The 23,303-nt window shown below is 63.4% G+C and carries 26 protein-coding genes and 1 pseudogene; 11 read left to right on the forward strand and 16 right to left on the reverse strand.

The genetic code is table 11. The annotated features are described in order from the left end of the window. Window positions 1-107 precede the first annotated feature (107 nt). Window positions 108-326 (forward strand): annotated as a pseudogene (locus ABIB00_RS30535) (SOS response-associated peptidase); the annotation flags it as partial. A 487-nt stretch (window positions 327-813) separates the two neighbouring features. On the opposite strand, the gene ABIB00_RS30540 reads toward ABIB00_RS30535, so the two are convergent. From ABIB00_RS30540 to ABIB00_RS30550, 3 genes are all read right to left on the reverse strand, one after another. After that, a complete protein-coding gene (locus ABIB00_RS30540; RefSeq protein WP_247441105.1) occupies window positions 814-1,197 on the reverse strand; it encodes a PLDc N-terminal domain-containing protein in 384 nt (127 codons plus the stop codon). Between the two features lie 71 nt (window positions 1,198-1,268). Beyond that, entirely contained in the window at window positions 1,269-1,574 is a 306-nt protein-coding gene (locus ABIB00_RS39165; protein WP_502916532.1) for a glycine zipper domain-containing protein, read from the reverse strand. 35 nt (window positions 1,575-1,609) lie between these two features. Then, the gene (locus ABIB00_RS30550) at window positions 1,610-1,819 is read right to left on the reverse strand and encodes a DUF3551 domain-containing protein (RefSeq protein WP_502917901.1); all 210 of its coding nucleotides are present in this window, start codon (window positions 1,817-1,819) and stop codon (window positions 1,610-1,612) included. Between the two features lie 344 nt (window positions 1,820-2,163). Here ABIB00_RS30550 and ABIB00_RS30555 point away from each other — a divergent pair, with 344 nt between their 5' ends. The 3 genes from ABIB00_RS30555 to ABIB00_RS30565 all read left to right on the forward strand — a co-directional run bounded on the left by ABIB00_RS30555 (window position 2,164) and on the right by ABIB00_RS30565 (window position 3,172). Continuing rightward, window positions 2,164-2,631: a universal stress protein gene (locus ABIB00_RS30555; RefSeq protein ID WP_354106916.1), complete on the forward strand. Its 468-nt coding sequence runs from the start codon at window positions 2,164-2,166 to the stop codon at window positions 2,629-2,631. A gap of 72 nt (window positions 2,632-2,703) precedes the next feature. After that, a complete protein-coding gene (locus tag ABIB00_RS30560) occupies window positions 2,704-2,832 on the forward strand; it encodes a hypothetical protein (RefSeq protein WP_018455653.1) in 129 nt (42 codons plus the stop codon). A gap of 40 nt (window positions 2,833-2,872) precedes the next feature. Beyond that, on the forward strand, window positions 2,873-3,172 hold the full coding sequence (locus ABIB00_RS30565) for a hypothetical protein (RefSeq protein ID WP_354106917.1): 300 nt from the start codon (window positions 2,873-2,875) through the stop codon (window positions 3,170-3,172). A 22-nt stretch (window positions 3,173-3,194) separates the two neighbouring features. Here the strand turns inward: ABIB00_RS30565 and ABIB00_RS30570 are convergent, their stop codons facing one another. The 7 genes from ABIB00_RS30570 to ABIB00_RS30600 form a co-directional block, all read right to left on the reverse strand. Beyond that, complete coding sequence (locus tag ABIB00_RS30570; RefSeq protein WP_354106918.1) at window positions 3,195-3,992, reverse strand: adenylate/guanylate cyclase domain-containing protein; 798 nt, start codon at window positions 3,990-3,992, stop codon at window positions 3,195-3,197. A 159-nt stretch (window positions 3,993-4,151) separates the two neighbouring features. Next, complete coding sequence (locus ABIB00_RS30575; protein ID WP_354106919.1) at window positions 4,152-5,342, reverse strand: adenylate/guanylate cyclase domain-containing protein; 1,191 nt, start codon at window positions 5,340-5,342, stop codon at window positions 4,152-4,154. A gap of 114 nt (window positions 5,343-5,456) precedes the next feature. Further along, entirely contained in the window at window positions 5,457-6,041 is a 585-nt protein-coding gene (locus ABIB00_RS30580) for a HutD/Ves family protein (protein ID WP_354106920.1), read from the reverse strand. A gap of 45 nt (window positions 6,042-6,086) precedes the next feature. Beyond that, complete coding sequence (locus tag ABIB00_RS30585; protein WP_354106921.1) at window positions 6,087-6,602, reverse strand: hypothetical protein; 516 nt, start codon at window positions 6,600-6,602, stop codon at window positions 6,087-6,089. A gap of 199 nt (window positions 6,603-6,801) precedes the next feature. Beyond that, window positions 6,802-7,956 carry an ABC transporter substrate-binding protein gene (locus ABIB00_RS30590; RefSeq protein WP_354106922.1) on the reverse strand — a complete coding sequence of 385 codons (1,155 nt, stop codon included), beginning with the start codon at window positions 7,954-7,956 and terminating at the stop codon, window positions 6,802-6,804. Between the two features lie 26 nt (window positions 7,957-7,982). Further along, a complete protein-coding gene (locus ABIB00_RS30595) occupies window positions 7,983-8,828 on the reverse strand; it encodes an amidohydrolase family protein (protein ID WP_354106923.1) in 846 nt (281 codons plus the stop codon). Window positions 8,829-8,853: 25 nt separating this feature from the next. Continuing rightward, window positions 8,854-9,696, reverse strand: coding sequence for a shikimate dehydrogenase (locus tag ABIB00_RS30600; RefSeq protein WP_354106924.1), 843 nt, complete (start codon window positions 9,694-9,696; stop codon window positions 8,854-8,856). Window positions 9,697-10,260: 564 nt separating this feature from the next. Between ABIB00_RS30600 and ABIB00_RS30605 the strand changes: the two genes are divergently transcribed. Next, window positions 10,261-10,560, forward strand: a complete 300-nt coding sequence (locus ABIB00_RS30605) for a hypothetical protein (protein WP_354047485.1) — start codon at window positions 10,261-10,263, stop codon at window positions 10,558-10,560. 60 nt (window positions 10,561-10,620) lie between these two features. Here the strand turns inward: ABIB00_RS30605 and ABIB00_RS30610 are convergent, their stop codons facing one another. Genes ABIB00_RS30610 through ABIB00_RS30620 form a run of 3 tightly spaced genes read right to left on the reverse strand, consistent with a single transcriptional unit; the run spans window position 10,621 to window position 12,707 of the window. Then, window positions 10,621-11,466, reverse strand: a complete 846-nt coding sequence (locus tag ABIB00_RS30610) for an SDR family NAD(P)-dependent oxidoreductase (protein ID WP_354106925.1) — start codon at window positions 11,464-11,466, stop codon at window positions 10,621-10,623. 1 nt (window position 11,467) lies between these two features. Further along, window positions 11,468-12,028, reverse strand: a complete 561-nt coding sequence (locus tag ABIB00_RS30615) for a carboxymuconolactone decarboxylase family protein (RefSeq protein ID WP_247348916.1) — start codon at window positions 12,026-12,028, stop codon at window positions 11,468-11,470. Continuing rightward, complete coding sequence (locus ABIB00_RS30620) at window positions 12,006-12,707, reverse strand: TetR/AcrR family transcriptional regulator (RefSeq protein WP_354106926.1); 702 nt, start codon at window positions 12,705-12,707, stop codon at window positions 12,006-12,008. The genes ABIB00_RS30615 and ABIB00_RS30620 overlap by 23 nt, the downstream gene beginning before the upstream one ends. A 107-nt stretch (window positions 12,708-12,814) precedes the next feature. On the opposite strand from ABIB00_RS30620, the gene ABIB00_RS30625 reads away from it, so the two are divergent. The 5 genes from ABIB00_RS30625 (at window position 12,815) to ABIB00_RS30645 (ending at window position 17,565) form a co-directional block, all read left to right on the forward strand. Further along, window positions 12,815-14,017, forward strand: a complete 1,203-nt coding sequence (locus ABIB00_RS30625; protein WP_354106927.1) for an ABC transporter substrate-binding protein — start codon at window positions 12,815-12,817, stop codon at window positions 14,015-14,017. A gap of 4 nt (window positions 14,018-14,021) precedes the next feature. After that, window positions 14,022-14,915, forward strand: coding sequence for an MBL fold metallo-hydrolase (locus tag ABIB00_RS30630; protein ID WP_354106928.1), 894 nt, complete (start codon window positions 14,022-14,024; stop codon window positions 14,913-14,915). A 10-nt stretch (window positions 14,916-14,925) separates the two neighbouring features. Continuing rightward, window positions 14,926-15,894: a Bug family tripartite tricarboxylate transporter substrate binding protein gene (locus ABIB00_RS30635; protein WP_354106929.1), complete on the forward strand. Its 969-nt coding sequence runs from the start codon at window positions 14,926-14,928 to the stop codon at window positions 15,892-15,894. A 223-nt stretch (window positions 15,895-16,117) separates the two neighbouring features. Then, window positions 16,118-16,657, forward strand: a complete 540-nt coding sequence (locus ABIB00_RS30640) for a VOC family protein (protein WP_354106930.1) — start codon at window positions 16,118-16,120, stop codon at window positions 16,655-16,657. Between the two features lie 95 nt (window positions 16,658-16,752). Next, complete coding sequence (locus ABIB00_RS30645; protein WP_354047499.1) at window positions 16,753-17,565, forward strand: class I SAM-dependent methyltransferase; 813 nt, start codon at window positions 16,753-16,755, stop codon at window positions 17,563-17,565. Between the two features lie 24 nt (window positions 17,566-17,589). On the opposite strand, the gene ABIB00_RS30650 is transcribed toward ABIB00_RS30645, so the two are convergent. Further along, a complete protein-coding gene (locus ABIB00_RS30650) occupies window positions 17,590-19,152 on the reverse strand; it encodes a L,D-transpeptidase (RefSeq protein WP_354106931.1) in 1,563 nt (520 codons plus the stop codon). Between the two features lie 283 nt (window positions 19,153-19,435). Continuing rightward, window positions 19,436-20,872: a lipopolysaccharide biosynthesis protein gene (locus tag ABIB00_RS30655; RefSeq protein WP_247348925.1), complete on the reverse strand. Its 1,437-nt coding sequence runs from the start codon at window positions 20,870-20,872 to the stop codon at window positions 19,436-19,438. Between the two features lie 306 nt (window positions 20,873-21,178). On the opposite strand from ABIB00_RS30655, the gene ABIB00_RS30660 reads away from it, so the two are divergent. Next, window positions 21,179-22,246 carry an endo-1,4-beta-xylanase gene (locus ABIB00_RS30660; protein ID WP_354106932.1) on the forward strand — a complete coding sequence of 356 codons (1,068 nt, stop codon included), beginning with the start codon at window positions 21,179-21,181 and terminating at the stop codon, window positions 22,244-22,246. A 12-nt stretch (window positions 22,247-22,258) separates the two neighbouring features. On the opposite strand, the gene ABIB00_RS30665 is transcribed toward ABIB00_RS30660, so the two are convergent. Then, window positions 22,259-23,212 (reverse strand): DUF6492 family protein, encoded by a 954-nt coding sequence (locus tag ABIB00_RS30665; protein ID WP_354106933.1) that lies wholly within the window; start codon window positions 23,210-23,212, stop codon window positions 22,259-22,261. Between the last annotated feature and the right edge of the window lie 91 nt (window positions 23,213-23,303).

Below are 23,303 nucleotides of genomic sequence, written 5' to 3' on the forward strand. Positions count from 1 at the left end.
CCTAGCGACTTTTCTCAAGACCGCTTCGGCGCGATTATGCGCCGTGTCCCCTCGCATCATCCAGATCCCGCTCTCAGGCGGCGACCGAAAGGCCCAGGCCAAAGGCATCCAAACGCGCTGAAAAGCTGCAAGCCAAAGCAAAACGATCGACTTCAAGGAATTGCTCCGGATGGAGCCCGACGGCGGCACGACCAACATCTGCAACGTGAACAGCAAGCAACTGAACGCGCTGGCTGGGTCCGGAGCACCGCTGCGTGGTGCCGTTCAACAGCTTGCGCGAATTCAACACGGCCGAGGGCGGGGACATCTGGTTCGCGATGCGAGAGCGATCCGGTGGGCAACCTGCAAACCTGGAAGACGAAAATCTGCCTTCTAATTCCCTTTGGGCCCGGGCGGTCCGATCGGGCCTGCAGGTCCGGCCGGCCCTGGGGGACCCGCCGGTCCGGGGAGGCCGCAGTTCTGTATCACCACGTCTCTCGTATCCGGTCCGGACGTGATCTTTACGATACAAGTGGACGGAAACTCCGGTCCAATCCACCGAAACCCTCCGGTCGAAGTGCTCTCGACTTTCACGGTTTTGCTTGGACCGATCCTGATCTCCACGCTGGGCTCGCGGGGTCGTCTTACTCTTCCGACGATGACCAACTCGCCCTGCGATATGGTGGCGGTTGTTATGAATATTTCCGCATGCGCGCTTTCAGTCCACGCAATCGCAAAGCCAGCTATAAAAGCTCCAACGGTGCCAAAAGGCTTTGCGAGCATCATAGGCCTCCGTGCTTCCCTCACCGCTTCGCATGCGTCGCGCACCGACGGTTAAGAGACCAGCTTGGTGCGAAGGCGCCCGTACTCGATATCGGTTATGGATCCCGATTGTTTGAGCTGATCGAGCTTGGAAAGCTCGTCGGCGACACTAAAGCCGACGACGTGCCGTAATTCCTCGCGCGCCCGCTGAGCCTGCTCGGCGCTGCGTTCCGCCATCCCCCTGCCTTGGGTGATGAGGTAGGCAAAGATGCCCAGATAGGAGGTTAGAACCAGCGCGAGCACCCACAGTGCCTTGCCCCATCCGGAAATGTCGTGGCGCCTGAACAGGTCGCCATAGATGACGATGAGCAGCCAGAACCAGACGACAAATGCGAATACGGCAATCATATCCATCAGAAAATTTCGATATGTGAATCCTTCCTGAGCGAAGAACATTGCGATCCCCTATTGAGTTGCCGTTCTCGATCTTTGCCGCACGCCAGTCGCGCGACCCACTACGCGCTGGCTCAACGGCAGTACCGATGCGACACGCGGTGCGACCTTCCGCTGGTCGAGCGATGCCAGCAGCTGCCGTTCCTCCAATAATATCGATGCCAATGCTGATGTCGCCGGTGGGCGCCAGCGATGGCTCCGGCCGTAGCTCCTATGGCAGCACCGCGGCGACCACCGACAGCACCACCAATGACGGCGCCTCGAAGCGCACTCTGAGCAAATGATTCACTGGAAGGAACCATTCCTGCGAACGAGAGCAGGATGACGAACAGTGCAAGCTTTCGCATCGGGGGTTTTCCTTGATTGACCGCTTCTGCCATGCGGTAGCGCCGAATGGCTTAGCTCCGAGCGGTTATTAGCGTCGCCGCGAAGCGGCATAGCGCGGATTGATGCCGCAATATGCGTTCGTGCCAGAAGCGGCAGCCAGGCATTGCGAGCGGGTGGCGAACTGACAATTGCCCGGAAAGCCCCAATTGCGACCTCGCAGGCAGTATCGATCTGCCTCGGCAGCCCGGACCGGCTCCAAGAAAGCAAGGGATATAGCGGTGGTGAGTAACGCCAGCATCGGAACGAAGCGATGCATCTCGACCTCCATGGATAGATGGAGATGAATATACTGACGACGCGAGGCCAATCCAGCCAGTAAAACCCCTTGCCAGACGCTGGGGCGTTTATTGATGCTGCCCGGCGCGAAAAGTGCTCAGGGCGGCGGCGGCCGGCGAATTGACCCGTCTGGACGATGCAAAGAGCATGATGACGGCGCTAGCGAAGTTGAACCTGTAAGGTTTCAATAGCAATTCAGGCACGGCATCGCCGGCGCAAGCCAAAGAAAACGCGCGTGGACCCACGGCGCGTACCGGACCATATTGGCCAGGCATCACTTTGTTCGACAGGCAACGGAGCCACCACATGTACGCCAACATTCTCTTGAGCACGGATGGATCGGACGTCGCGAGAAAGGGCGTTGAGCATGGCATCACCCTGGCGAAGGCCTTGAACGCCAGGCTGACGATCATCACCGTGACGGAAGCGCTGCCGGTCGACTATGGCGGCGGGCACGACTCGGGATGGATTCCGAGCCAGGACGAGATCGATAGCTTTGACGCCGCCTGCAAGGCCCGTGCGGGCAAGGTGCTCGACGAAGCCCGCGCGATGTCGGAGCAGATCGGCACGCCTGCAGAACTTTTGCATGTTCCCAATGCGCACCCGGCGACTGCGATCATTGAAACGGCTAAGTCCAGGGGCTGCGACTTGATCGTCATGGCCTCCCATGGGCGTCGCGGCCTCAGGAAGCTGTTTTTGGGCAGCCAGACATCCGAGGTCCTGGTGGACGGAAGCGTGCCGGTGCTGGTGGTGCCGAAGCCGGCATCAGTGTAGGGCTTACGCGGCATCGCCCGGCTGTCCGCTGAACGGCCGCACAACACCGCCCTCTGGCGGCAGGAGAATTTCATGACGAATGAAAAAGGCCCGAACATCAAGAAGAAGCAGAAATGCAAAAATTGCGAGGGCAAAGGCTTGCTCAAGAAGGGCGACAAGGTGGTGAAGTGCCAGCGCTGCAAGGGCACGGGGGTGCGGTGATGTTGAGTTGCTGGCCTCTGTACTGTCGAGGTGAGGTCGATTGACCAATAGCCTGGGCTCCCCGGCCGGGCTCTCTCGAAATGCTGCGGCTGGTCCTGCGCCGGGCGGGCGCCATCTGCACGGGAGATTTGAAGCTGGCGCTCGTGTGCCGAAACTCAATATCGTCGTCATGTCCGGCAGCCTCACCGGTCCCCTGCCCGCCCATGCGACGTTCCTGCACAAGCGGTTTTCTCCGGTCTCCTTTCTCCCGGCCGTGCGGAAACTGCGCCTCGCGACCGTGCTGAGTACGGGACAGCGTGTGTATCAGTGCGTCGAATGCGATCATGTTGAAGTGGATTGACGCCGACCCTCGCGCAATCTCCTCACCCTTCCACCCTATAGAGCCTCCACCTTTCCGGCACGCCCTTGAGCTGGTGCACGCCGTGATCCCTGAAGCGGATCTCGGGCTGCGACACCAGTAGCTCCTTGACCGCGCTCGAGACCAGCACCTCACCGGCGCGCGCCTTCGCAGCGACGCGGGTGCCGATGTGGAATGCGAGGCCGACCGCCTCAGTGCCGCTCACCGTGTATTCGCCGGCATGCAGACCAACCCTGATCTCGAGGCCGAGCGTGCGCACGGCCTTCCGGATCGCGGTCGCGCAAGAGATGCCAGCGGCGGGCTTCTTGAACGTCGCCAGCACGCCGTCGCCCGTCGTCACGACTTCCTTGCCGCGCGAACTCTTCAGCTCCTTGCGGACCGCCGCGTAATAATGGCCCATCACCTTGGTCCAGCGGATATCGCCGAGCTTTGCCGCTTTTGCGGTGGAACCGACGATATCGACGATCAGGATTGTGGCGAGGGCTTGCTTGAGTTCGGTGTTGCCCCCCGCGGGTCGGCGCCGGAGCACGATCGCGCCAACCAGCGGCTCATAGCGATGGTTGCGGCGCCGCGCGATCGCGGCCTTTGCATAATCCTGGGCACGCTGCGCGCTGCCGCAGCGAATTGTTTTCTCCTGCGGCAGACGCGTCCAGTAGACCTTCCGGCCGTCGCCCGCGCCCTGGACCTCGACGGCGCCCCATTTCAGGAAGATTGCCGTGCCCACGCGCCGGACACACCACGCCTTCGACGTGTATCCGGATATGTTCGACTGATGGAGTCCGATGCGAAGGAATTTTGGCATGAACGTGCGGCCGATCGATCAAACGCTTGGGCGGGCCTGGCGCCAAGCGTAGTCACACAATCCTGCGTTGGCAACAGGACGCGCTTGGCGCGTGCGGCGAGACCAGCAAATCTTGCTTCCCGCGATTGGGGACACCTGCGTGGCCGCGGGCATCCCGCCTCAGCCGTGATACGCAAACAGCTCGATCGGCTCACTGAAGCCGCGCACCCCGTGCTCGCCCAAGCGCTCCAGATCGAACTGGCGATCGACCAGATCGGCGAAGTCGCGCGACAGCAGCACCGTCTTTCCCAATTGCTTGGTCAAAGCTTCGAGCCGCGAGGCCATGTTGACGGCGGGGCCGATCACGGTGAAGTCGAGCCGGGTGCTCGATCCGATATTGCCGTACATGACGTCGCCGACATGGACGCCGATGCCGTAGTTCAGCGGTGCGCGGCCGGTGCCGTTGTTGCGTTCGTTCAGGACGACCATGGCGCGACGGGCTTCGGTCACGGCATGCAGCAGGTTTGCGCAGGCGTTGGGCTCGCTGAGCGGGAAGATGGCGAGCAGGCCGTCGCCGATGAATTTCAGGATCTCACCGCCGTGCCGCGCGATCGGCTCCGACATCGCGTCGAAATAGTCGTTGAGCAGGTCGATGACGTCGTCGCGCGGCCAGTTGTCGGAGATTCTCGTGAACTCGCGCAGGTCGCAGATCATGATCGCGGCGCGTACCGTCGTGCCGGTGCCGCGCCTGGTGGCGCCGGCCAGGATGAGCTCGCCGGCGTGGGAGCCGACATAGGTCTCGAGCAGCGTCCGCGCCAGGCGGTTTTTGATGCGGATTTCGCTGACCAGCGACAGCACCGGCAATATGTTCTTGAGGGCGGCGATATGCGCGGCGTCGAAGCCGCCGGGCCGGTCGGTCGCGAAGGTGACGAGATGGCGCTTGCCGAGCGTGTGATAGAGCGGCCAGGCCACGTATTCGGTCAGGCCTTTCGCGCGCATCTCGTCGTAGAGGGCGTGCTTGCGGCCGAGCGAGGGGTCGCGTTCGAGATTCTCGCGCACCTCGGTTGCGCCGTCGAACATTTCGTTGGCGGGACTGCCGATGAATTCGGACCGCTCGCGAACGTCATAGTCGACCCGCGCGATCTCCGCCTCGCGCATGCCGTCGGACCACATGAAGCGGGCCCCGAGCCATTGCGGGTGCTGGATCAGCACGTGAAGCGTCGACCGCGCCAGCGGAATGCCGGCCTGCTGGAGCCGGATGCACATCTCGGCAAAGATGTTGTCGATGAAGCGCTGGTCGCGCGTGCCGTTGGTCAGCCAGTCGACGACGCCGTCGGACAGCGTGGCGGAGTTTTTGTCTGGCGCGGTCATATCCTGCCCTTCAGCGGCGGTCTGCATCAGGCCAGATATCGTGCTCCGACGCTGCGGCGTCAACCTGGCCAGATGCACGGATTGTGCGCATCGCTCGGTGGGCAGGATCGCCGTTCAACCGACGATCCGGATAGACCCCAGCACGGCCAGCCCCGAAACGAGCACGAGCGTCGATGCCCCAGTCAGTTCGACCTTCAACGTGTTTTCGTGCGAAATCGCAAAACCCACGCCGTCGAGACGAATGCTGCAATCGCCGGACACCGCATGGATGAGATGCGTGCCGGCGGCCAGTTGCCGCTCACCGGGCTCGCGGAGTGCCAACAGCTCGATCTCCGCCGCACCGCGCCGCGCCATCAGATTGACGACCTCGACCGGGCCGGCCTCGAGCTCGGTGACGATCTCCATCTCGCCGGTGAAGCGCACGGTCGTGAACGGCTCGCGCTCGTCGAACTCCTGCGCCTGGGCCTTGAGCACCAGCCCGCGCCCGCCGATCACCATCTGCAAGCGGTCGATGCCGGACATATGGGAGAACGGCCCGGGCGCCACGATCGGCGTGGACGCGAAGCGCCACAGCAGGCTATCCCAATCCTTCACCGCGCTGCCTGGGCGATGCGCATCCGCGATATCGGTAAAGATGCCGCCGCCGTTCTTCCAGGGCGAACGGGCGTAGTCTTCGGATTTCAGCAGTGTGGTTTTCATTTGTATGGGCGTCCGACGGGGATCACCCGCACATCATTAATCGTCTCACACCTTCGCGTCGAGCCTGCTGCTCAGCTCGTTGACGAGCGAATCCACGAACTGGTTCTGATAGGCCGAGATGCCGCTGAAATACACGGGGCCGCCGGCTTGCACCAGCATGCCGCCGCCGGAGATGGCGGCATCTTTGGCTCCGCCTTCGGACTTGGCATGGAGCTGGCCCATAGCGTCGTTGAGCTGCGCGGAGGTCTTGTCGTCCATCTCACCATTGGACTGAAGCGTGGCAAGCAGCGACTGATAGGCACTGCCGAGATCGGCTCCCGTACCGCTCTCGGCCGTGGCGGAGAAGGTGCCGTTGGTCTTGCCGGAATAGCTCTTGTAGGTCAGCGTCTCCGTGCTGGTGCCGTCGGCATTGGCTTTGCTGTCGAGCATCAGCTCGAACGCGCTGCCATAGGCTCCCGTCGTCAGCATGTTCGGATCGTTCGGATTCTTGTTCTTGCTCGCGCCTGACTTGTCGGAGCCTGCGGTCCAGTTCGGCGGGACGGTGTAGCTGACGCTGGTCACGTCGTCATTCCTGTGTTCATTGCGCGGAAACATTCAGCAATTTTTGTGCCAGCGAAGGATCAGTTGATTTGCCTCGACTTTCTTCTCCGGAGCTGGCGGGCAGACGTTGCCGCGTCGTGCAACGCTGCAAAAAATGCCCGGCAGTTTGATCCCATCGCGCGATTGCCCGAGGCTTGCGTCATTGCAGCGGGAGGGCTGCTCACTCGCCCTTGCCGCTCTTCAGCTTCGGCAGCGTCTCGACGATCTTCTGCTTGCCGTCGACGATCTCGGCGAGAAAACTGGCGCGGTCGATGTCGCCGTTCTGGTCCCAGCTTGCCTCCATCAGCATGCCAGGCGCCTTGTCCGGCGCCAGCGTCAGGCCCTTCATCGCGGCGCCAAACGCCTTGCTGTCGAACTTGCCGATTTTCTCGGTGACGTATTTGACGAGATAGACGGCGGTGTAGCCCTTGATGCCGTTATGGTCGGGCCGGTATTTGTAGCGCTCGCTGAACTTCCTGGTGAAATCCTCAATCGCCGGCACCGGTGCATCGGCGGAAAGGCCGACATGGCCGCGCACGCCGTTGGCGGCGGGACCGGCGAGCTCGACCACCTTCTGGCTGAGCAGCGTGGTCTCGCCGAACAGCGGCGTCGAAAGACCCTGCCGCTTCGCCTCGATCAGGAAGCGGGCGCTCTCCTCCTCGTTGGTGTAGACGAAGACGGCGTCGGCCTTGGCGCCCTTGAGCTTGATCACGTCGGAGCCGAAATCGACCTGGCCCTGCTCGGTGGAGATGTCGGCCGCGATCTCGATGTTGCGCGCCTTCATCTCCTTGGCGAAATTGTCGTGGCCGCCCTTGCCGAAATCATTGTTGACCCAGACCAGCGCAACTGTCTTCACCTTGAGCTTGTCGTGCAGATAGTTGGCGATCTTCGGCATCGAGAATTGCTGGCCGAAGGCGGTGCGGAACACCCAGGGGTTTCCTTGCGTGGTGATGTCGGCCGCCTCGGCGCCGACGATCTGCGGGATCTCGGCTTGTTGCGTCAGCGCCATGTTGACCTTGACCGAGCCGGAATAGATCGGCCCGAGCACGACATAGGGATCCCTGTCCAAAACCTTCTGCACCTGCGCACGCGAGACGCCGGGGTTGCTCTGGGTATCCAGATGCTCGGTCTGGATCTTTCGGCCCAGGATGCCGCCGGCAGTGTTGATCTCGTCAACGGCGAGTGCGACCCCGTCGCGCCAGTTGGTGCCCGACACCGCGCCGGGGCCGGAGAGCTCGATGACATCGGGGATGTAGACCGTGCTCTGCGCCTGCGCGCCATTTGCGCCTAGCGCTGCCGCGATCGCCACGACGGCCGTCCCTGCAAGGTGCCTCATGATGTCTCCTCCCCTTTGTTGTCTTGTTATGCTTGATCTGCCGCGCCGTCGAAGCCGAGCAGCCTTGCCGGCGTGCGCCAGAGCAGGCGGTGCTGGTCGTCCGGATCCGGAAACAGTTTTGTCAGCACCGCGAGCAGCGGCCCGTAGTCAAGCCGTTCGGCTGCGCGCAGGAACGGATAGTCCGAGCCCCAGACGCAGCGATCGAGCGTGAAGGCTTCGACCAGTGCGGCGATGAACGGCCAGGTGTCCTCATAAGGATGTGCCTGCTGCGAGAACTTGTAATAGCCGGACAGCTTGACATGCGCGTCGCGCTCGCGGCCGATCGCCAGCAGCGCCTGGAATGCTTTGCCCCTCACGCCCTGCGCGACCGAGGGACGACCGCAATGGTCGAACACCAGGCGCACATGTGATTTTTCGATCAGCGGCAGAAGGTCGAGCAACTGGTCCTGCTCGACCTGGATCTGGAGGAACAGGCCGAGGCTGGTCAGCTTCTCCAGCAGCGGCGCGGTGTCGCGATAATAATCGGCGCCGTGGAACGGCACGTTGAAGGCGACGCCGATCACGCCGGCCGCCTTCAAGCGTTCGAGCTCGCTGATACCGACGTCGTTCTCGACCACGGCGACACCCTTGAAGCGGCCGCCGCCCTGACTCAGGGTGTCGATCAGGATTCGGCTGTCGCTGCCATAACCGGTGTTGGTGGCGACGATCAGCGCGTGCTTGATGTCGAAGGCGTCGAACACGCGGATGAGCTGCGCCGCGGGCGCGATCTCCTGCCCGCTCGGACGGTATGGCGTGTCGTCCGAATAGGGAAAGCGGACGGGATCGATGGCGTGGACGTGGCAATCGATCCTGGGCGACGCCGGCAGTGTCATGGCGCAGAACTCCCCATTGTGCGTGTCAGAACGTCGCTTCGATCGCCTTGATCAGCGCGGGCGTCACGTCGGGCAAGATTCCGAACCAGGCCTTGAAGGCGAGCCGGGCCTGGTTGAGCAGGAGGCCGAGCCCGTTCACGGTCACGCAGCCGCGCGCACGGGCGTCAGCCAGGAACGGCGTCTCCAGCGGCGTGTAGATGAGATCGACGGTGAGCGTTTCGGGCCTCAAGCGCGACAGATCGATCTCCAGCGCGCTCTTGCCGACCATGCCACGATCGGTGCAGTTGACGAGGAGGGCGACATCGCCGAGCGCCGCGCCGCGATCGTCCCAGGCAACCGTGCGGATGGCGGAACCGAAGTCGTTTGCAAGGGCCTGCGCCTTCTCCGCCGTGCGGTTGGCGATGCGTATCTCGCGCGCGTCGTTTTCGAGCAGCGCCACGACCACAGCACGCGATGCGCCGCCGGCGCCCAACAAAAGGATCGGCCCGGCGTCGCCACGCCAGTCGGGCCTGGCATCGCGCAGGCTCTGGACAAAACCGTTGCCGTCATTGTTGAAGCCGGAGAGCGTGCCGTCTTCTTCGACGACGATGGTGTTGACGGCACCGATGCGCTTCGCGGTCTCGTTGACGCGGTCGAGCAGCGGCATCGCCGTCTGCTTGTGCGGCATGGTGACGTTGCATCCGCGGAAGCCGAGCGCGACAAGTCCGCGGAGCGCATCCTCCAGCCGCTCCGGCCCCACCGCGAGCGGGACATAGGCGCCGCGGATGCCGTGGGCCTTCAGCCAGTAATTGTGAATGACGGGCGAGCGCGAATGCGCGACCGGCATGCCGATCACGCCCGCCAAACCAAACCCATCCGCCTGCGGCATGCTGCGCTTCCACCCAAACCGCGCCCTTCGGCGCGCGACCATTTTATTTGGTCAATTGTACAAATCATTAGAGGGAATGGCTATCGCGCGCAATCTGAATCTCGGGATGGCGGTACGGATGGAAACTGACGTCGGCCAACTGAGGGGCCGCCTCCTATTGCCCTTGTCCGGCGGAATTTAGGTCAGAAATGCACCCCTTTTTGGTGCCTTGCACGAAGTTCGGAGTACCGTAATAATCCATACATTGGGTTATCCGTTCGCGCTTCGGCTAGGCAATTGCGTAACGCGCTCCTTTCAGTGGGAGAATTGCAATGCCCGTGTTGGACTTGCCGCACTGGTTGATGATTGCAGGCTCCGCGTTGGTATTGGGCGGGCTCATTGGCTTAGGGGTTAACCGCAACAAGCAAGTTGAGAGCGATCCCATTCTGCTCCCGGGCGACTTAACGGCATGGAGAGCCGAGGGATCAGAGACCTCGGGCATTGCGGCCGCCCGGGATTCGCACAGGTGAGCACTGACGACTTGCGCCCGTGGCCAATTCCGCGGAGCAAACTCTGGAGAGTCATATGGCCCTGCACTTTGCTCGCATCGATACTCCGGTGAATGAGCTTGAAATCTGGATGGCATGCAGCGGCGGATTTTCGTTTGTGATCAGTAACGAAAACCGCACCGGTCCTGGCCTTCACGGAAAGCCGGGCCTGGTCGCCTCATGGCGACCCGTCCAGGTGAACAAGTCCGCAATCAAACTTGGCGGCTCCCCCTTCAATACTTTCGCTGAAGCCGAGAAGGCGTGCGAGGCTCTCCTGAAAGCACTTGAGCAGATGAACGCATTGCAAACCCGGACGATTGCGGCCCCGCCGCAATGAAGAGAGGCCTCTGCTTCGGCGGGTGCGTCCAATTCCGCGGTGCAGGATTGCGCTTGCGTCTTACATTCCGCTCAAACCACTATCCACCGCGAGCGTTTGCGCGGTGACGTAGACGCTCTCGTCCGACAGGAAGAACAGCACGGCGTAGGCGATTTCCCAGGCTGTCGCCTGGCGGCCGAAGGGGACGTGGCCCTTGCCGCGATTGGGTCGGCTGGCGCCGGCCTCGCGGCCGTTCGGCGTGTCGACGAGGCCGGGATAGACAAGATTGGCGCGGATGCCGCGGCGCGATCCGAGCTGGGCGATGTTGCGCATCAGGCCGCCGAGCGCGGCTTTCGATGAATCATACACCGCCATCTGCGAGCCGGCCTTCAGTGCGGCGATCGAGGAGATGAACACGATGGCGCCGCCATCGTCGAACTTCGGCATCGCGGCGCGGCAGCACAGCATCGGGCCGCGCACGTTGACGTCGTAGATCCTGTTCCACTCCTCGGGGCTGACGGCATCGAGGCCGACCTTGCCGAAGGTGCCGATATTGAGCACCATGCCGTCGAGGCCGCCCATGGCGCGATGCGCCTCGTCGATCATGCGCACGACGTCGGCCTCGGACGTGACGTCGGCCGCAATCGCAAAAGCTTCGCGGCCTTCGTCCGTGATGCGCTTCACCGTCTGCTCGGCCGAGGTGTGGTTGAGGTCGGCGACCGCAACCTTCGCGCCTTCGCGGGCGCAAAGAATGCTCATGGCGCGGCCATTGCCGATCGGATCGGTGGCGGCGTCGAACACGCGTTGTCCACCGCCGACGATCAGGATGCGGCGCCCTTTGAGACGTCCCCTGCCCGGCGCTTCGCCCAATGACTCGGCGCTTGGCGGGCGGACGTAACGGTCCGGCTTGCTATCGGTATCCGTCATCTCAGGCGCCCGGCTTCTTGCCGCCGTCGTAGACTTTCATGCCGGCGGCAGGATCGAGATCGGTCTCGGTCGCCTCGGTGAGACGCGCCATCATCATGTAGAAGCCGAGGGCGACGATGGATTCGACGATCTCCTGGTCGCTGAAGTGTTTTCGCGCGGCAGCGAACGTGGCTTCGGGAACGCGGACGTTCTCGACTACCTCGCGGCCGAGCTTCAGCAGCGCGCGCTGGGCATCGCTTAAGCCGGCGGCATCGTAGTCGGCGCGTTCGACCGCATCGATCTGTGCTTGCGTGCAGCCGACGCCAAGCGCGATCGGCACGTGCTGGCGCCATTCATAGGCGCCGCCTTCGAGCTGCGCGGCCTGCAGGATCAGGAGCTCGCGGTTGACAGCGCTGAGCTTCTGCTTGTGCAAGATCGAATTGCCGAGCCGCATCGCCGGGATCATGTTGGCCTCGGCGTGGGCCATCATGCGGAAAATATTCAGCTTGACCGGCATGCGGTCGAACGAAGCGCGGATGTCGCCGCTGGTCGTCTCCGGATCAATCAGGGGCAGCCTTGCCACGATTCTCTCCCTTGGCTTTTCGTTTCTTGTTGTCCTGCGCCCCGCCATCCGCCGCGATCAGCGACAGGAAGAAGGCGAGATAGCGGTCGATCGCCTCGATCACCTTCGGCCGCGGCGACGGTGCCGCGCCCATCACGTAATGTTCGAGACGGATGTAGATGAGCCCGGCCGCGAACAGCCGTGCGGTCTCACGCGGATCCGGCGTCGAGACCAGGCCGGCGAGCGCAAAGCCGCGAAAATAATCCGTCATCATGCTCTGCTCGCGCGCGTAAAAATGATCGGCGAATTTAGCGCGGATGCCGGGCACGCGGTTGCGCTCGGCGGTGATGACCTTCTGGAACTGGTGCTCGCGCGGATCGGACCATTGCTCGACGAGGTCCAATGCAAACTGCCGGCAGAACGCGGCGGGCTGACGCGCGAGCTGCTTGTAGCGCGGCTCCTCCAGCCTGCTCGCCGAGCTGGCGGGACCGTGCTCGCTGACGATCGCCTCCAGGATCGCGGCCTTGCCGGCGAAGTGATTGTAGAGGCTGCTCTCGCGGATGCCGACGCGACGCGCGAGCTCGCGCATCGAGGCGCCGCCATATCCGCTGTGCGCAAACAGATCGAGTGCTTCGGCGAGGATGCGCTCGCGGGTGGTGGGCGCAGCCGCCTCTGCCGCGCTGGTGGTGTGGACAGCCATGGTGGCTTGACTAACGAACGATCGTTCGCTAGTCAACCGTACGAACGATCGTTCGTTTCAACTCCGCGCCTTGAGAAGCGGAGAGCAAATTTTGGGGAGACGACGTCATGGCGCGCTTCGCCCGCCTTCGCGCGGCCTGCATCCTGTTGCCGATGCTCGCAACAAGCACGGCTCAGGCCCAAAGCAAATACGATCCCGGCGCCGACGACAAGACCATCAAGATCGGCACCACCGCGCCGCTGAGCGGCCCGGTGTCGGCGTTCGCGCAGATCGCGAAATCGGCGGAGGCGTATTTCCGCAAGGTGAACGACGACGGTGGCGTCAACGGACGCCGCATCCAGATGATCATCGCGGATGATGCCTACAGCCCGCCGAAGACGGTGGAGCAGACGCGGCGGCTGGTCGAGAGCGAGGAAGTGCTGCTGATCTTCGGCGGCGTCGGCACGCCGACCAACAGCGCCGTGCACAAATATCTCAACGACCGCAAGGTGCCCCAGCTCTTCCTAGGGTCCGGCGCCGCCAAGTGGGACGATCCGAAGAACTTTCCGTGGACCGTCGGCTGGCAGCCGACCTATCGCGACGAGGCGATCGCTTACGCCAGATACATCAAGGCCAGCCATTCCGGCGCGAAGATCGGCGTGCTCTATCAGAACGACGATCTCGGCAAGGATTATCTGAGGGCGCTGGAGGAAGGCCTCGGCAGTGGCGAGGCGATCGTGGCGCGCGCGGCCTACGAGACCTCCGCGCCGACGGTAGACACCCAGATCCTGCAACTGAAGACCGCCGGCGCAGACGTGGTGCTGGTGGCGGCAACGCCGAAATTTGCCGCGCAGGCGATCCGCAAGATCGGCGAAATCGGCTGGAAGCCTGTCACCATCATCTCCAACGTCTCGGCCTCGATCAGCGGCGTGCTGGCGCCAGCGGGCAAGGACAATTCCACCGGCGTCATCTCCAGCCAATATCTGAAGGACGCGACCGACCCGGCGTCAAAGGACGATGCCGGCTACAAGGAATGGCTCGCCTTCATGGACAAATACCTGCCCGACGCCAACAAGAGCGACTGGCTCAACGTCTATGGCTACACCATCGCGCAGACGCTGGTCACCGTGCTGAAAGGTGCCGGCAACGACCTCACCCGCGCCAATGTGATGAAACAGGCAACGACCATGAAGGACGTGCGCCTACCAATGCTGATCAACGGCACCGCGGTCAACAATTCGCCCGAGCATTATACGCCGATGACGAGTCTCCAGCTGATCCGTTTCGACGGCACGCGCTGGGTGCCGTTCGGCGATCTCCTGAAGAACTGAGCAAATGCGGCAGGTCCGGATCGGCAGCATGCGGATCGATCTCGTCAGCGAGATCCCCGCGCTCGCGTTCGACAAGACCTGGCTGTTCGCGAACGTCACCGACGAGGTGATCGCGGCGAACCGGAGCTGGCTCGATCATCGCTATATCGAGCCGGAGACCGGCCGCTTCATCCTCAGCCACCATTCGTATCTCGTGCGCACGCCGCGCTGGACTGCCATCGTCGACACCTGCTGCGGCAATCACAAGCAGCGGCCGCGCGTCCCGGCTTGGAACAACCTCAACCAGCCCTATCTCGAAAACATGCAGGCGCTCGGCGTCAAGCCCGAACAAGTCGACTTCGTGATGTGCACGCATTTGCATGTCGACCACGTCGGCTGGAACACGCGCCTCCTCGACGGCCGCTGGGTGCCGACCTTCCCCAACGCGCGCTATCTGATGGGCCGAGACGAGTACCGGCATTTCGAAGCCGCGCACAATGCCGCGCCGAACAACCCGGTGAACCACGGCTCGTTCGACGATTCGGTGCTGCCGGTAGTCGCGGCCGGCCTTGCCGAGCTCGTCGAGACCGATCATCGCCTGTTTAGCGATCGCGATGCCGCCTTGCGCTTCGCGCCGGCGCCGGGCCACACCGCCGGCAACATGCAGATCCATATCGATGGCGGCCACGATCACGCGGTGATGTCGGGCGATGTCATCCATCATCCGATCCAGTGTGCTGCGCCGTGGCTGTCGAACGCCGCCGATGTCGATCCGGCCGCTGCGATCGCAACGCGGCTCGCGTTGCTCGAAGAGCTCGCGGATACGCCGAGCTATCTGCTCACCGGCCATTTTCCGGCGCCGACCGCCGGGCGCGTGATACGGCATGGCGAGGCATTCCGGTTTCGGTTCGAGGATTAGGGGAAACACCATGAAGCTGCGCACGATCACGCTCTCATTGCTCGCATTACTCTCGGCGGCGCTGCCTGCGCGCGCCGAGGATCCAGCCGCCTATCCCACGCACAAGATCAGGATGCTGCTGCCTTATGCGGCCGGTGGCGGCGGCGACGTGATCGGGCGGCTGCTCGGCGACAAGATGGGCAAGACGCTTGGACAGAGCGTCTATATCGAGAACCACACCGGAGCTGCCGGCACGCTCGGCACGCAGATGGTCGCGGCGTCGGCGAATGACGGCTACACCATCACTGTCGGCGGCATGACCACGCACGTGCTGGCGCCTGCGATCTATCCAAAACTGCCCTACGATTCGATCAAGGATTTCACGACGATCGGGCGCATCGGCACGTCCTCGATCATGCTGGTGGCGACCAAGGACTTTGCCGCCAACGACATCAAGGGCCTGATCGCGCTCGCCAAGAAGGGCGAACCGATCCAGTATGGAAGCTGGGGCGTGGGCTCGACCGGACAATTCTGCGCGGAAATCCTGATGCAGCAGACCGGAATCAAGATGGATCACGTGCCGTTCAACGGCATCGCTAAACTGGCCGGCGATTTGCTCGGCGGCCACATTTCGCTGGCGACGCTCGACATGGCGACCGCGACGCCGTTGGTGAAGGACGGCTCGATCAAGGCGCTGGCCGCCTGCGGCGAGCGCTCGCCGAGCCTGCCGGATGTCGCAAGCTACAAGGAGCAGGGCGTGCCGTTCGACCGCAGCCTGTCCTGGGCGATGTATGCCCCCGCGGGCCTTGCCGAACCGATTGCGAAAAAGCTGTCGGCGGCACTGAAGGACGCGCTCGCCGATGCCGAAGTGAAGGAGAAGCTGCTGGGGCTCGGCATCACGCCGCAATTCGTGCCGGGCGACGAGCAGCGTGACATCAACGCACGCGACATCGCGGCCTGGAAGCAGGTTGCCAAGGACGCGGGCATCGAGGTCAAGTGAGCAAGGAACGTAGCGGAAAGCTTGCGTGCGGCCATCCTTCGAGACGCCCGCCTGCGGCGGGCCCTCAGGATGAGGTCCCGTTTCGCGGCAAGGTATCAGACCCTCATGGTGAGGAGCCCGCAAAGCGGGCGTCTCGAACCATGCAGGCCGAACTCGCCCGACAGCGTCCCGCTGTCATGTGCGATAGTGCTGACGTGATTGGACTGACAAGGGGAGCGCTGGCATGAGCCGGATCTTCGGCGCGGTGCGCCAGAACGGATATGTGGTGCGGGACATCCACGCCGCGATGAAGCACTGGATCGACGTGATGGGCGTCGGTCCCTGGTACTACATGGACCGCGTCAAGACCGACTGGTTCCGGCATCGCGGCGAAAATTCCGCCGTCGAGATGAGCATTGCGCTGGCCAATTCCGGCGATCTCCAGATCGAATTGATCCAGCAGCGCAACGACGCGCCCTCGCTGTACAGGGAGTTTCTCGATTCCGGCCATGAAGGCCTCCAGCACATGTCCTACTGGAGTCACTACTACCAGGCGCTCTACGACAGAGCGCTCGGGCTCGGCTACAGGATCGGCCATGAGGGCCAGATCGGCGGCGGCAAGGGGCGCTTTGCCTATTTCGACACCCAGGCCCACCCGGGCACCGTGATCGAGATCTCCGACATCAGCGGCACCAAGGGGCCGTTCTTCGAGCGTGTCAGGCAGGCGGCGATGAACTGGGACGGCACGCGGCCGATCCGCGAGGTCGGCGGGACGAAATCGTAGGGCAGGTCACCGACCGGGTCCACCTCGCTGCTGGCGCGGTAGACGGCAATCCATGGTAACATGAGCCTCGTGTCCGAACCTTCAGCGAGGCAAGCATGTCCAACACTGACAAGGTTTTCGCCGGCTCGATCCCAAAACTCTACGACGAATATCTGGTACCGATGATCTTCGCCGTCTACGCGGAGGACATCGCAAGACGTGTCGCGGCCCGCTCTCCCTCCGTGCTGCTCGAGATCGCGGCAGGCACGGGCGCAGTGACGCGCGCCGTGGCGGCGGCGTTGCCGCGCGGCGTCCGTTATGTCGCGACCGACCTCAACGAGCCGATGCTCGCGGTCGCGGCGCAACGTCAGGCAGATGACGATCGCATCTCATGGCGCCAGGCGGACGGGTCGGCCCTGCCCTTCGGCGACGCCGCCTTCGACGTGGTCTGCTGCCAGTTCGGCGCCATGTTCTTTCCGGACCGCATCAAGGCTTACGGCGAAGTGAAGCGCGTCCTGAAGGGCGATGGCACGTTCGTGTTCAACGTCTGGGATCGCATCGAGGACAACGTGCTGACGCATGAGGCAACGGTCGCGCTCGAAAAGCTGTTTCCCGATGACCCGCCCCGTTTCATGGTCCGGACGCCGCACGGCTATTACGACAAGGCCGTGATCAGAACCGACCTCGAACGCGCAGGCTTCCATGACATTGCGATCGAAACGCGATCCGAGATAAGCCGCGCGCCGTCGCCCGAGTACGTCGCAATCGCCCTCTGCCAGGGCACGCCGCTGCGCAGCGAGATCGAGGCAAGGGATGCCAGCAAGCTTCAGGCTGCAACGGACATCGTTGCCGAGGCGATCCGGACGCGCCATGGGTCCGGAGCGGTCGAGGGCAAGATCCAGGCTATCGTGATCGAAGCGCGCCGGTAGCGGCGGGCTTCGGTCTGGCGCGCCTTACCAAAAACTCCGCTGCATCGGCTGTGCGGGCTGATAATACTGATACTGCCCGCCGCGCTGGCGGCGCGGATTGACCGGTTGCGGGGCCGGCTGCTGGAAAAAGAAACCAAAACCGTTGCCGCCATTGTCCCAGCCGTCGTCGCTTGCCATTTCCATCGGCGGCGCCGCAGTCGGCTTGCGCGTGATGAAGCCGCCCTGCGGATGGTTGCTCAGCACGGCAACGAACTCGGTTCGGTAGTTGGTCTCGGCGCTCAGCGGCTCGTCCGAGATGACGATCGACGAGCGCGGCAATGCCGTCGGCGCGATGCGATCCCACACCTCCTGCGGGATGGTGATGCGGTCGAGCGCGTCCTTGGCGTCGTCGCCGCTTTCGATCGTGACCACGCTCCAGCGCAGGCCCGTGTCGTTCTTCGCCATCGCCGTGAAAATATGTGTGCCGAGCGGCTGGTCGGGATTGCGGATGGTGACGGGAACCTCGATGCTGGTGTCGAACACCTCGCCGCCGCCATCCGGCGCCGGCTTGTGCGTGTTCCGCCGCACGTAGAGTTTCTGCGTCGCACGGCTGATGTAGACAGAGACCGGCTCGAGCGCGAGTTTTGCGTCGGTCGCAGCCTTCACGGCATCCGCCTTCTTCGTCGCCGCGACCTTCGCGGCTTCCTTGGTGGCGGCGACGGCGTCGCGCTTCGGCTGCGCGGCGGCCTTGGCAGCATCAAGCGCCGACGCGGCGTCAGCAGCCTTGGTGGCAACCTTCTGCTTCAGCTCCTCGGCCTGCGCCCGCGCCTGATCGGTCTTGGCAGTCGCGAGCTTCTTGTCGGCGAAGGCGAGTTCGGCGTCGGCGCGAGTCTTCTGCTGTTCCAGCTTGCGCAGCGATGCCGGGAGCGAGACGGCGTCTTTCGCGGCGGCCGAGGCGGCTTTCTTGGCATCATCCGCGGCGCGGGTGGCCTCCTCGGCCTCGCCGGAGAGCTTGTCGATCCGGCCGGGCGCGGCCGTGATGGCCTCCCGCTTCGGTACGAACAGCGAGGGGTGGGAGAAATCGACCGGGGCGGCGTCGTTCGGCGAGATGATCACCCGCATCCCGATGTTCGTCTTTTCGAACAGGCCTTCCGCGAAGCCAAAGGGCATGCGCACGCAGCCGTGCGAAGCGGCATAGCCGGGCAACGGCCCGCCATGCAGCGCGATGCCGTTCCAGGTGATGCGCTGCATGTTCGGCATCCAGGCATCGTCATACATCGTCGAATGGTGGTCCTTGTCCTTCTCGACGATGGCGAACACGCCGGCGGGCGTCTCGCGACCCGTGGTGCCCGTGGACACCGGCGCGCGAAAAATCCAGCCGTCGGCGTCGTAGAAGGTGACCTGCTGGCTCTTGATCGACACGATTGCCATGATCGGCTCGCCGGCCGCGCGCTGCGCCACCGCCTCGGACGGCTGGCGCGCCTGCTTGGCCGCGATGGCCGGGGACGCCGCCGCCAATGCGACAATCGCCGCCAAGGTCGCAATTCCGGGAGGCCCCCAACGCCGCATCGTCATGGTGGATTGCGTCGTTGTCAGTCGGTTTTTCATGCCATCCTCGGTCGAAATGCCAGTCCGTTGTGCCGTCACGTGTCAGATTGCGATCTTTACATTAAGAAATCGCAGCCGCCTTACGTTCCGTCTGTGGCGAGATTCGGCACGTTCCGGCGACAAAATCTCTCATATAGGACGGCTCGCGCAGGCGGAAGGGCGGCGTGCAGCCGTGGCTGGCCCGAAGCTGGCGGTCTAACTCGGCGGCAGAATGTCCGGGGTTCGGTGACGCAGCTGCCGCCAAGGCCTGGCGTCGGGCGCCGAGGCCCCCGACGGACGCATGCTAAACGCCCAGCGCCTTACGGTTGAAGGTTCGCAGGAAACGCAGCGACAGCGTCCGGACATTTGCGACATTCAGCAACCAGGCGCCAGCCGCATAAGCGAGGCCGCCGGCGAGGCTCACGACGACGAGCGGGACGAAGCCGGAGCCATCGACCTGCGATCGTGCAACGAGAATAGCAACCGCCATCGCCGCAGCGGAGGCGGCAACACCGGCGAGGCGGTGGAGATCGAACGGGAGCGGGTGGGCGCGATGCATCAGGACGACGGCAACAAGGAGGCCGATCGCCTCGGTCGCGAGCGTCGCCAGCGCCGCGCCGTAGAGGCCGTAGCCGGCCACAAGCGCGAACATCAACGCCACGCTGACGACCAGCGTGAGGAAAGACTGCGCGGCCAGCATGAACGGCCGTTCGGCGAGCTGGAAGCTGATCTGCACGTAGAATTGATTGGCGATGCCGAAAAAGCGCGCGAGCACCAGGGTCGGCAGCAGCGCCGACACGCCGGCGCGAAAGTCGACGCCGACGAGCGTGCCGGCGACCTGATCGGCTGCAAGCGCGAGCCAGACGGCGACGGGCGCGACCACGACGAGCAGCAGCTCGAGGCTCTCGCTCAGCCGGTCCCGTGTCGTCTCGTTGTTTTTCTCCGACAATGACCGGAACACCAGTGGCACGGTCGCCGCGGCGACGCTGGAGGCAATCATGACCATGAACTGGCGCGGCAGATCGGCGGCGACGCCAAAGATGCCGGCGGCGTCCTTGCCGAGTAAATAAGCGACAATGAGCCGGTCGCAGGCCGAATAGACCGCAACGGACAATCCGGCCAGCGTCAGCGGCAGGCCGTAGCGCGCAAGCTGCATGAACTGGCTGCGCTGGAACCGCGCGATCCTGCTGCGGTCGCCGACGAGGTTGAGGATGATCCCGGTGAGCGAACCCAGGCCGAATGCGGCGAGCAGCCCCAATCCACCCCAGCCGAGCCAGACGCCGAGCAGGCCAAAGCCGACGCTCGACACGCTGCGCACGATCGAGATCGCCGCAAACCTGTAGGGACGCAATTTGGCGCGCTCGAACTCCTGGCCGACATCGACGGCATTGGCCATGATCGCGACGAACATGCTGGCAAGCAGCAGCCCGACGCTGAGATCGCTGCGAAACAGAAAGACCAGCGGCGTCGTGGCGCAGAGGACGGCCACGGTGAGCCCGAAAGCAACCATCGCCGTGCCGCGGAAATCGATCTCGGCCGACATCGCCTGATAGCGCGACACCGAGAGCTTGATCCAGGCGAAGAAGATCGCGCCCAGAATGCCGGCCAGGCTGATGCCGACGACATAGACGCCGTACTCCGCCGGCGTCAGCAGCCGTGTGTAGGCCGTGACGGCGAAGAAGCCCACGGCCGCAGGCAGGATGTAGGCGACCAGATAAATCGAGAAATGGCGATTCAGCATGCGAGCACGGGACCGGCAACGATGTTGATAATGTGACGGCCGTTAATCAACCGGACCTTGGCGGGGCGAACGAACTGCGCCGCAGCATCTCTCAAGAGTGTCACATAAGTCTGGAGATCGGGCGGCAAATGAGGCTTTGAGGCCGCTTTCGCGCGGTAGCGTTAAATTTGCCCTTCCCGGAACGGGAGCGCGCGACCTCAAAAGGAACCATGTTTCGTAGACGGCAAAGTTAACCCAACGAGGGAAAACCCCGGCGTTGCAAGGCACCGCTTGGTACGATGGCGCGTGGGCTCGATAAGGAATGCCGTGACCAGGCTCGACAGACGCGAATTTCTCCTCGGCAGCGCCGCAGCACTCGCGGCGGGCACATCGGCATCCGCAGCACCGGCATCGAAACTCGCCCAGCGTCGTCCGGGATTTGGCGCCGCGGCCACGCTCTGGGACCTGCAAGCCGATCCGAGACTCGGCGAAGCCATCAGCACCTATTGCACGCAGGTGGTTCCGGTGCTCGAGCTGAAATGGCCGATGCTGCGCCCGGACGCGCACACCTTCGCCTTCGAACGCGCCGACGCGATCCTGGACTTCGCCCGGCAGAACGATCTGACGATGCGCGGCCACGCGCTCGCCTGGTATTACGACATTCCGGACTGGACCAAGCAGATCAAGGATTCCAAAGGCGTCGAGCGCGCCTATATCGATCACATCGGCACCGTCGTCTCCTATTATAAAGACAAGCTGACGTCGTGGGACGTCGTCAACGAGCCGATCCCGGACAATCCCCGCAGTCCAAAAGACCGGCGCGACACGTTCTGGACCCAGCACCTGGGCAACGGCTGGATTCCGCTGGCGTTCCGCACGGCGGCCGCTGCAGATCCTTTCGTCAAGCTCGCCATCAACGAATACGACATCGAGTCCGCGAAGGATTCGTTCATTGCGAAGCGCTCGGCGTACCGCAATCTCATCATGGACCTGCTCGACCAAGGCGTGCCGTTGCACGCCGTGGGGCTGCAATCGCATCTGCACGCCGAGCTCGATATCGACACCCATGGGCTCGCAGAATTCGTCACCGAGCTGCGCTCCTGGGGCCTTGAAGTGCTCGTCACCGAACTCGATGTCGACGACCAGAAGCTGACGGGAACGCCGGCAGAGCGCGACGCCGTCGTCGCCAAGCGCGTCAATGACCTCCTGACCGCGATCTCGACCAGCGGTCCGGTACGCTCGATCCTGACCTGGGGACTCTCGGATCGCTATAGCTGGATCAACGGCACCTTCGCCCGTGCCGACAAGGAGCCGAACCGTCCCCTGCCGCTCGACGGCGAGTTCAAGCCGAAGCCATTCATGGACGTGATCAGCAAATTTACGAGAGACGCTTAAGCGCGCTGTTCTTCAGCGCGTCTTGGTCGGTACTTCAAATTCAACCGCATCGCCCATGTGATCGGGCGACAGGCTCGGACCGCGACGGTCGCGCGAGTTCAGCCGGAACACATCGCGGATGTCGTCGATCGAGGTCGACGAATAGGACTGGATGCAGAGCGCGACCTGCTCGGGCGAAGCGGCGCGCATCATCGCTTCGATGGCCGGGCGGTCGAGGCGCGTGTCGTCCCAATGCGAGACCGCGATGCTGTCTTCGGTGACCCGATGGGCGGCCAGATGCGCGGGCGAGTTCGCGACGAAATGGCCGTACATGAGATATTCCGAGAACTTCTTCTTCCGGCACAGTGCCAGAACCCAGTTCAATCCCGTTGCCGACTTGATCGCGTCGGTCATCGCGCGCGCGGTGTCCTTGTCCCAGACCAGCGCGTTGCCGACATAATCGTCCGCGGGGAAGGACCTGTCCTTCACGCCGAGGAGTTGGTCGACCGTGCGCAGCCACAGGCCGTGCAGGGGCGCATCGGCGCTGATGGCCTTCGGGGTAACGAACAGCGGCGTCTTCTCGGCGCCGGCGTATCGACCGACGTCGAATTCGCGGAAGAACAGATTGTCCGAATCCAGGATGCAGACGCGCTGCTCCGGCGCATTGAGGACGCCGGCGATCTTGAGGATCTGCTGGATGTGCCAGCCATGGACGGGTGACGACAGCAGCGACAGCCAGACGCGCCGTTTGCTGATGAACTGGAGAGCCGGCGGCAGCGCCCAGAGCCATTTCGGCAAGTAATGCGAAGCCGGAACGATGACCCGCTTGTCGGAAGCGAACCGCGCGAACAGCGGCACATCCTCATCGTTAACGAGAACATAATGCCGCGTGTAGCCCGTCAACCAGGTGTCGATGCTCTCGCTGAGCAGCGAAAAGCGCTCGATATCCTTGGCGTAGCTGGCAGTCAGCAGGGCAACGGAATGCATGGGCACGCTCGAATGGCGATCAGGCCGTAGTCATAGCTGCATTGCGAGGTGCTGGAAACTCACGATTCAAATCAAGGTAAAGTGAAACAAA

Origin of the sequence: Bradyrhizobium sp. LB14.3 (genome assembly GCF_040547985.1) — a bacterium.
In the GTDB taxonomy this organism is placed as follows: Bacteria; Pseudomonadota; Alphaproteobacteria; order Rhizobiales; family Xanthobacteraceae; genus Bradyrhizobium.

Bases quoted from the DNA above. Each gene is read 5' to 3' on its own strand.
- ABIB00_RS30540 (WP_247441105.1), bottom strand. From the start codon at position 1,197: ATGTTCTTCGCTCAGGAAGGATTCACATATCGAAATTTTCTGATGGAT.
- ABIB00_RS39165 (WP_502916532.1), bottom strand. From the start codon at position 1,574: ATGGCAGAAGCGGTCAATCAAGGAAAACCCCCGATGCGAAAGCTTGCA.
- ABIB00_RS30550 (WP_502917901.1), bottom strand. From the start codon at position 1,819: ATGCTGGCGTTACTCACCACCGCTATATCCCTTGCTTTCTTGGAGCCG.
- ABIB00_RS30555 (WP_354106916.1), top strand. From the start codon at position 2,164: ATGTACGCCAACATTCTCTTGAGCACGGATGGATCGGACGTCGCGAGA.
- ABIB00_RS30560 (WP_018455653.1), top strand. From the start codon at position 2,704: ATGACGAATGAAAAAGGCCCGAACATCAAGAAGAAGCAGAAATGCAAA.
- ABIB00_RS30570 (WP_354106918.1), bottom strand. From the start codon at position 3,992: ATGCCAAAATTCCTTCGCATCGGACTCCATCAGTCGAACATATCCGGA.
- ABIB00_RS30575 (WP_354106919.1), bottom strand. From the start codon at position 5,342: ATGACCGCGCCAGACAAAAACTCCGCCACGCTGTCCGACGGCGTCGTC.
- ABIB00_RS30580 (WP_354106920.1), bottom strand. From the start codon at position 6,041: ATGAAAACCACACTGCTGAAATCCGAAGACTACGCCCGTTCGCCCTGG.
- ABIB00_RS30590 (WP_354106922.1), bottom strand. From the start codon at position 7,956: ATGAGGCACCTTGCAGGGACGGCCGTCGTGGCGATCGCGGCAGCGCTA.
- ABIB00_RS30595 (WP_354106923.1), bottom strand. From the start codon at position 8,828: ATGACACTGCCGGCGTCGCCCAGGATCGATTGCCACGTCCACGCCATC.
- ABIB00_RS30600 (WP_354106924.1), bottom strand. From the start codon at position 9,696: ATGCCGCAGGCGGATGGGTTTGGTTTGGCGGGCGTGATCGGCATGCCG.
- ABIB00_RS30605 (WP_354047485.1), top strand. From the start codon at position 10,261: ATGGCCCTGCACTTTGCTCGCATCGATACTCCGGTGAATGAGCTTGAA.
- ABIB00_RS30610 (WP_354106925.1), bottom strand. From the start codon at position 11,466: ATGACGGATACCGATAGCAAGCCGGACCGTTACGTCCGCCCGCCAAGC.
- ABIB00_RS30620 (WP_354106926.1), bottom strand. From the start codon at position 12,707: ATGGCTGTCCACACCACCAGCGCGGCAGAGGCGGCTGCGCCCACCACC.
- ABIB00_RS30625 (WP_354106927.1), top strand. From the start codon at position 12,815: ATGGCGCGCTTCGCCCGCCTTCGCGCGGCCTGCATCCTGTTGCCGATG.
- ABIB00_RS30630 (WP_354106928.1), top strand. From the start codon at position 14,022: ATGCGGCAGGTCCGGATCGGCAGCATGCGGATCGATCTCGTCAGCGAG.
- ABIB00_RS30635 (WP_354106929.1), top strand. From the start codon at position 14,926: ATGAAGCTGCGCACGATCACGCTCTCATTGCTCGCATTACTCTCGGCG.
- ABIB00_RS30640 (WP_354106930.1), top strand. From the start codon at position 16,118: ATGAGCCGGATCTTCGGCGCGGTGCGCCAGAACGGATATGTGGTGCGG.
- ABIB00_RS30645 (WP_354047499.1), top strand. From the start codon at position 16,753: ATGTCCAACACTGACAAGGTTTTCGCCGGCTCGATCCCAAAACTCTAC.
- ABIB00_RS30650 (WP_354106931.1), bottom strand. From the start codon at position 19,152: ATGAAAAACCGACTGACAACGACGCAATCCACCATGACGATGCGGCGT.
- ABIB00_RS30655 (WP_247348925.1), bottom strand. From the start codon at position 20,872: ATGCTGAATCGCCATTTCTCGATTTATCTGGTCGCCTACATCCTGCCT.
- ABIB00_RS30665 (WP_354106933.1), bottom strand. From the start codon at position 23,212: ATGCATTCCGTTGCCCTGCTGACTGCCAGCTACGCCAAGGATATCGAG.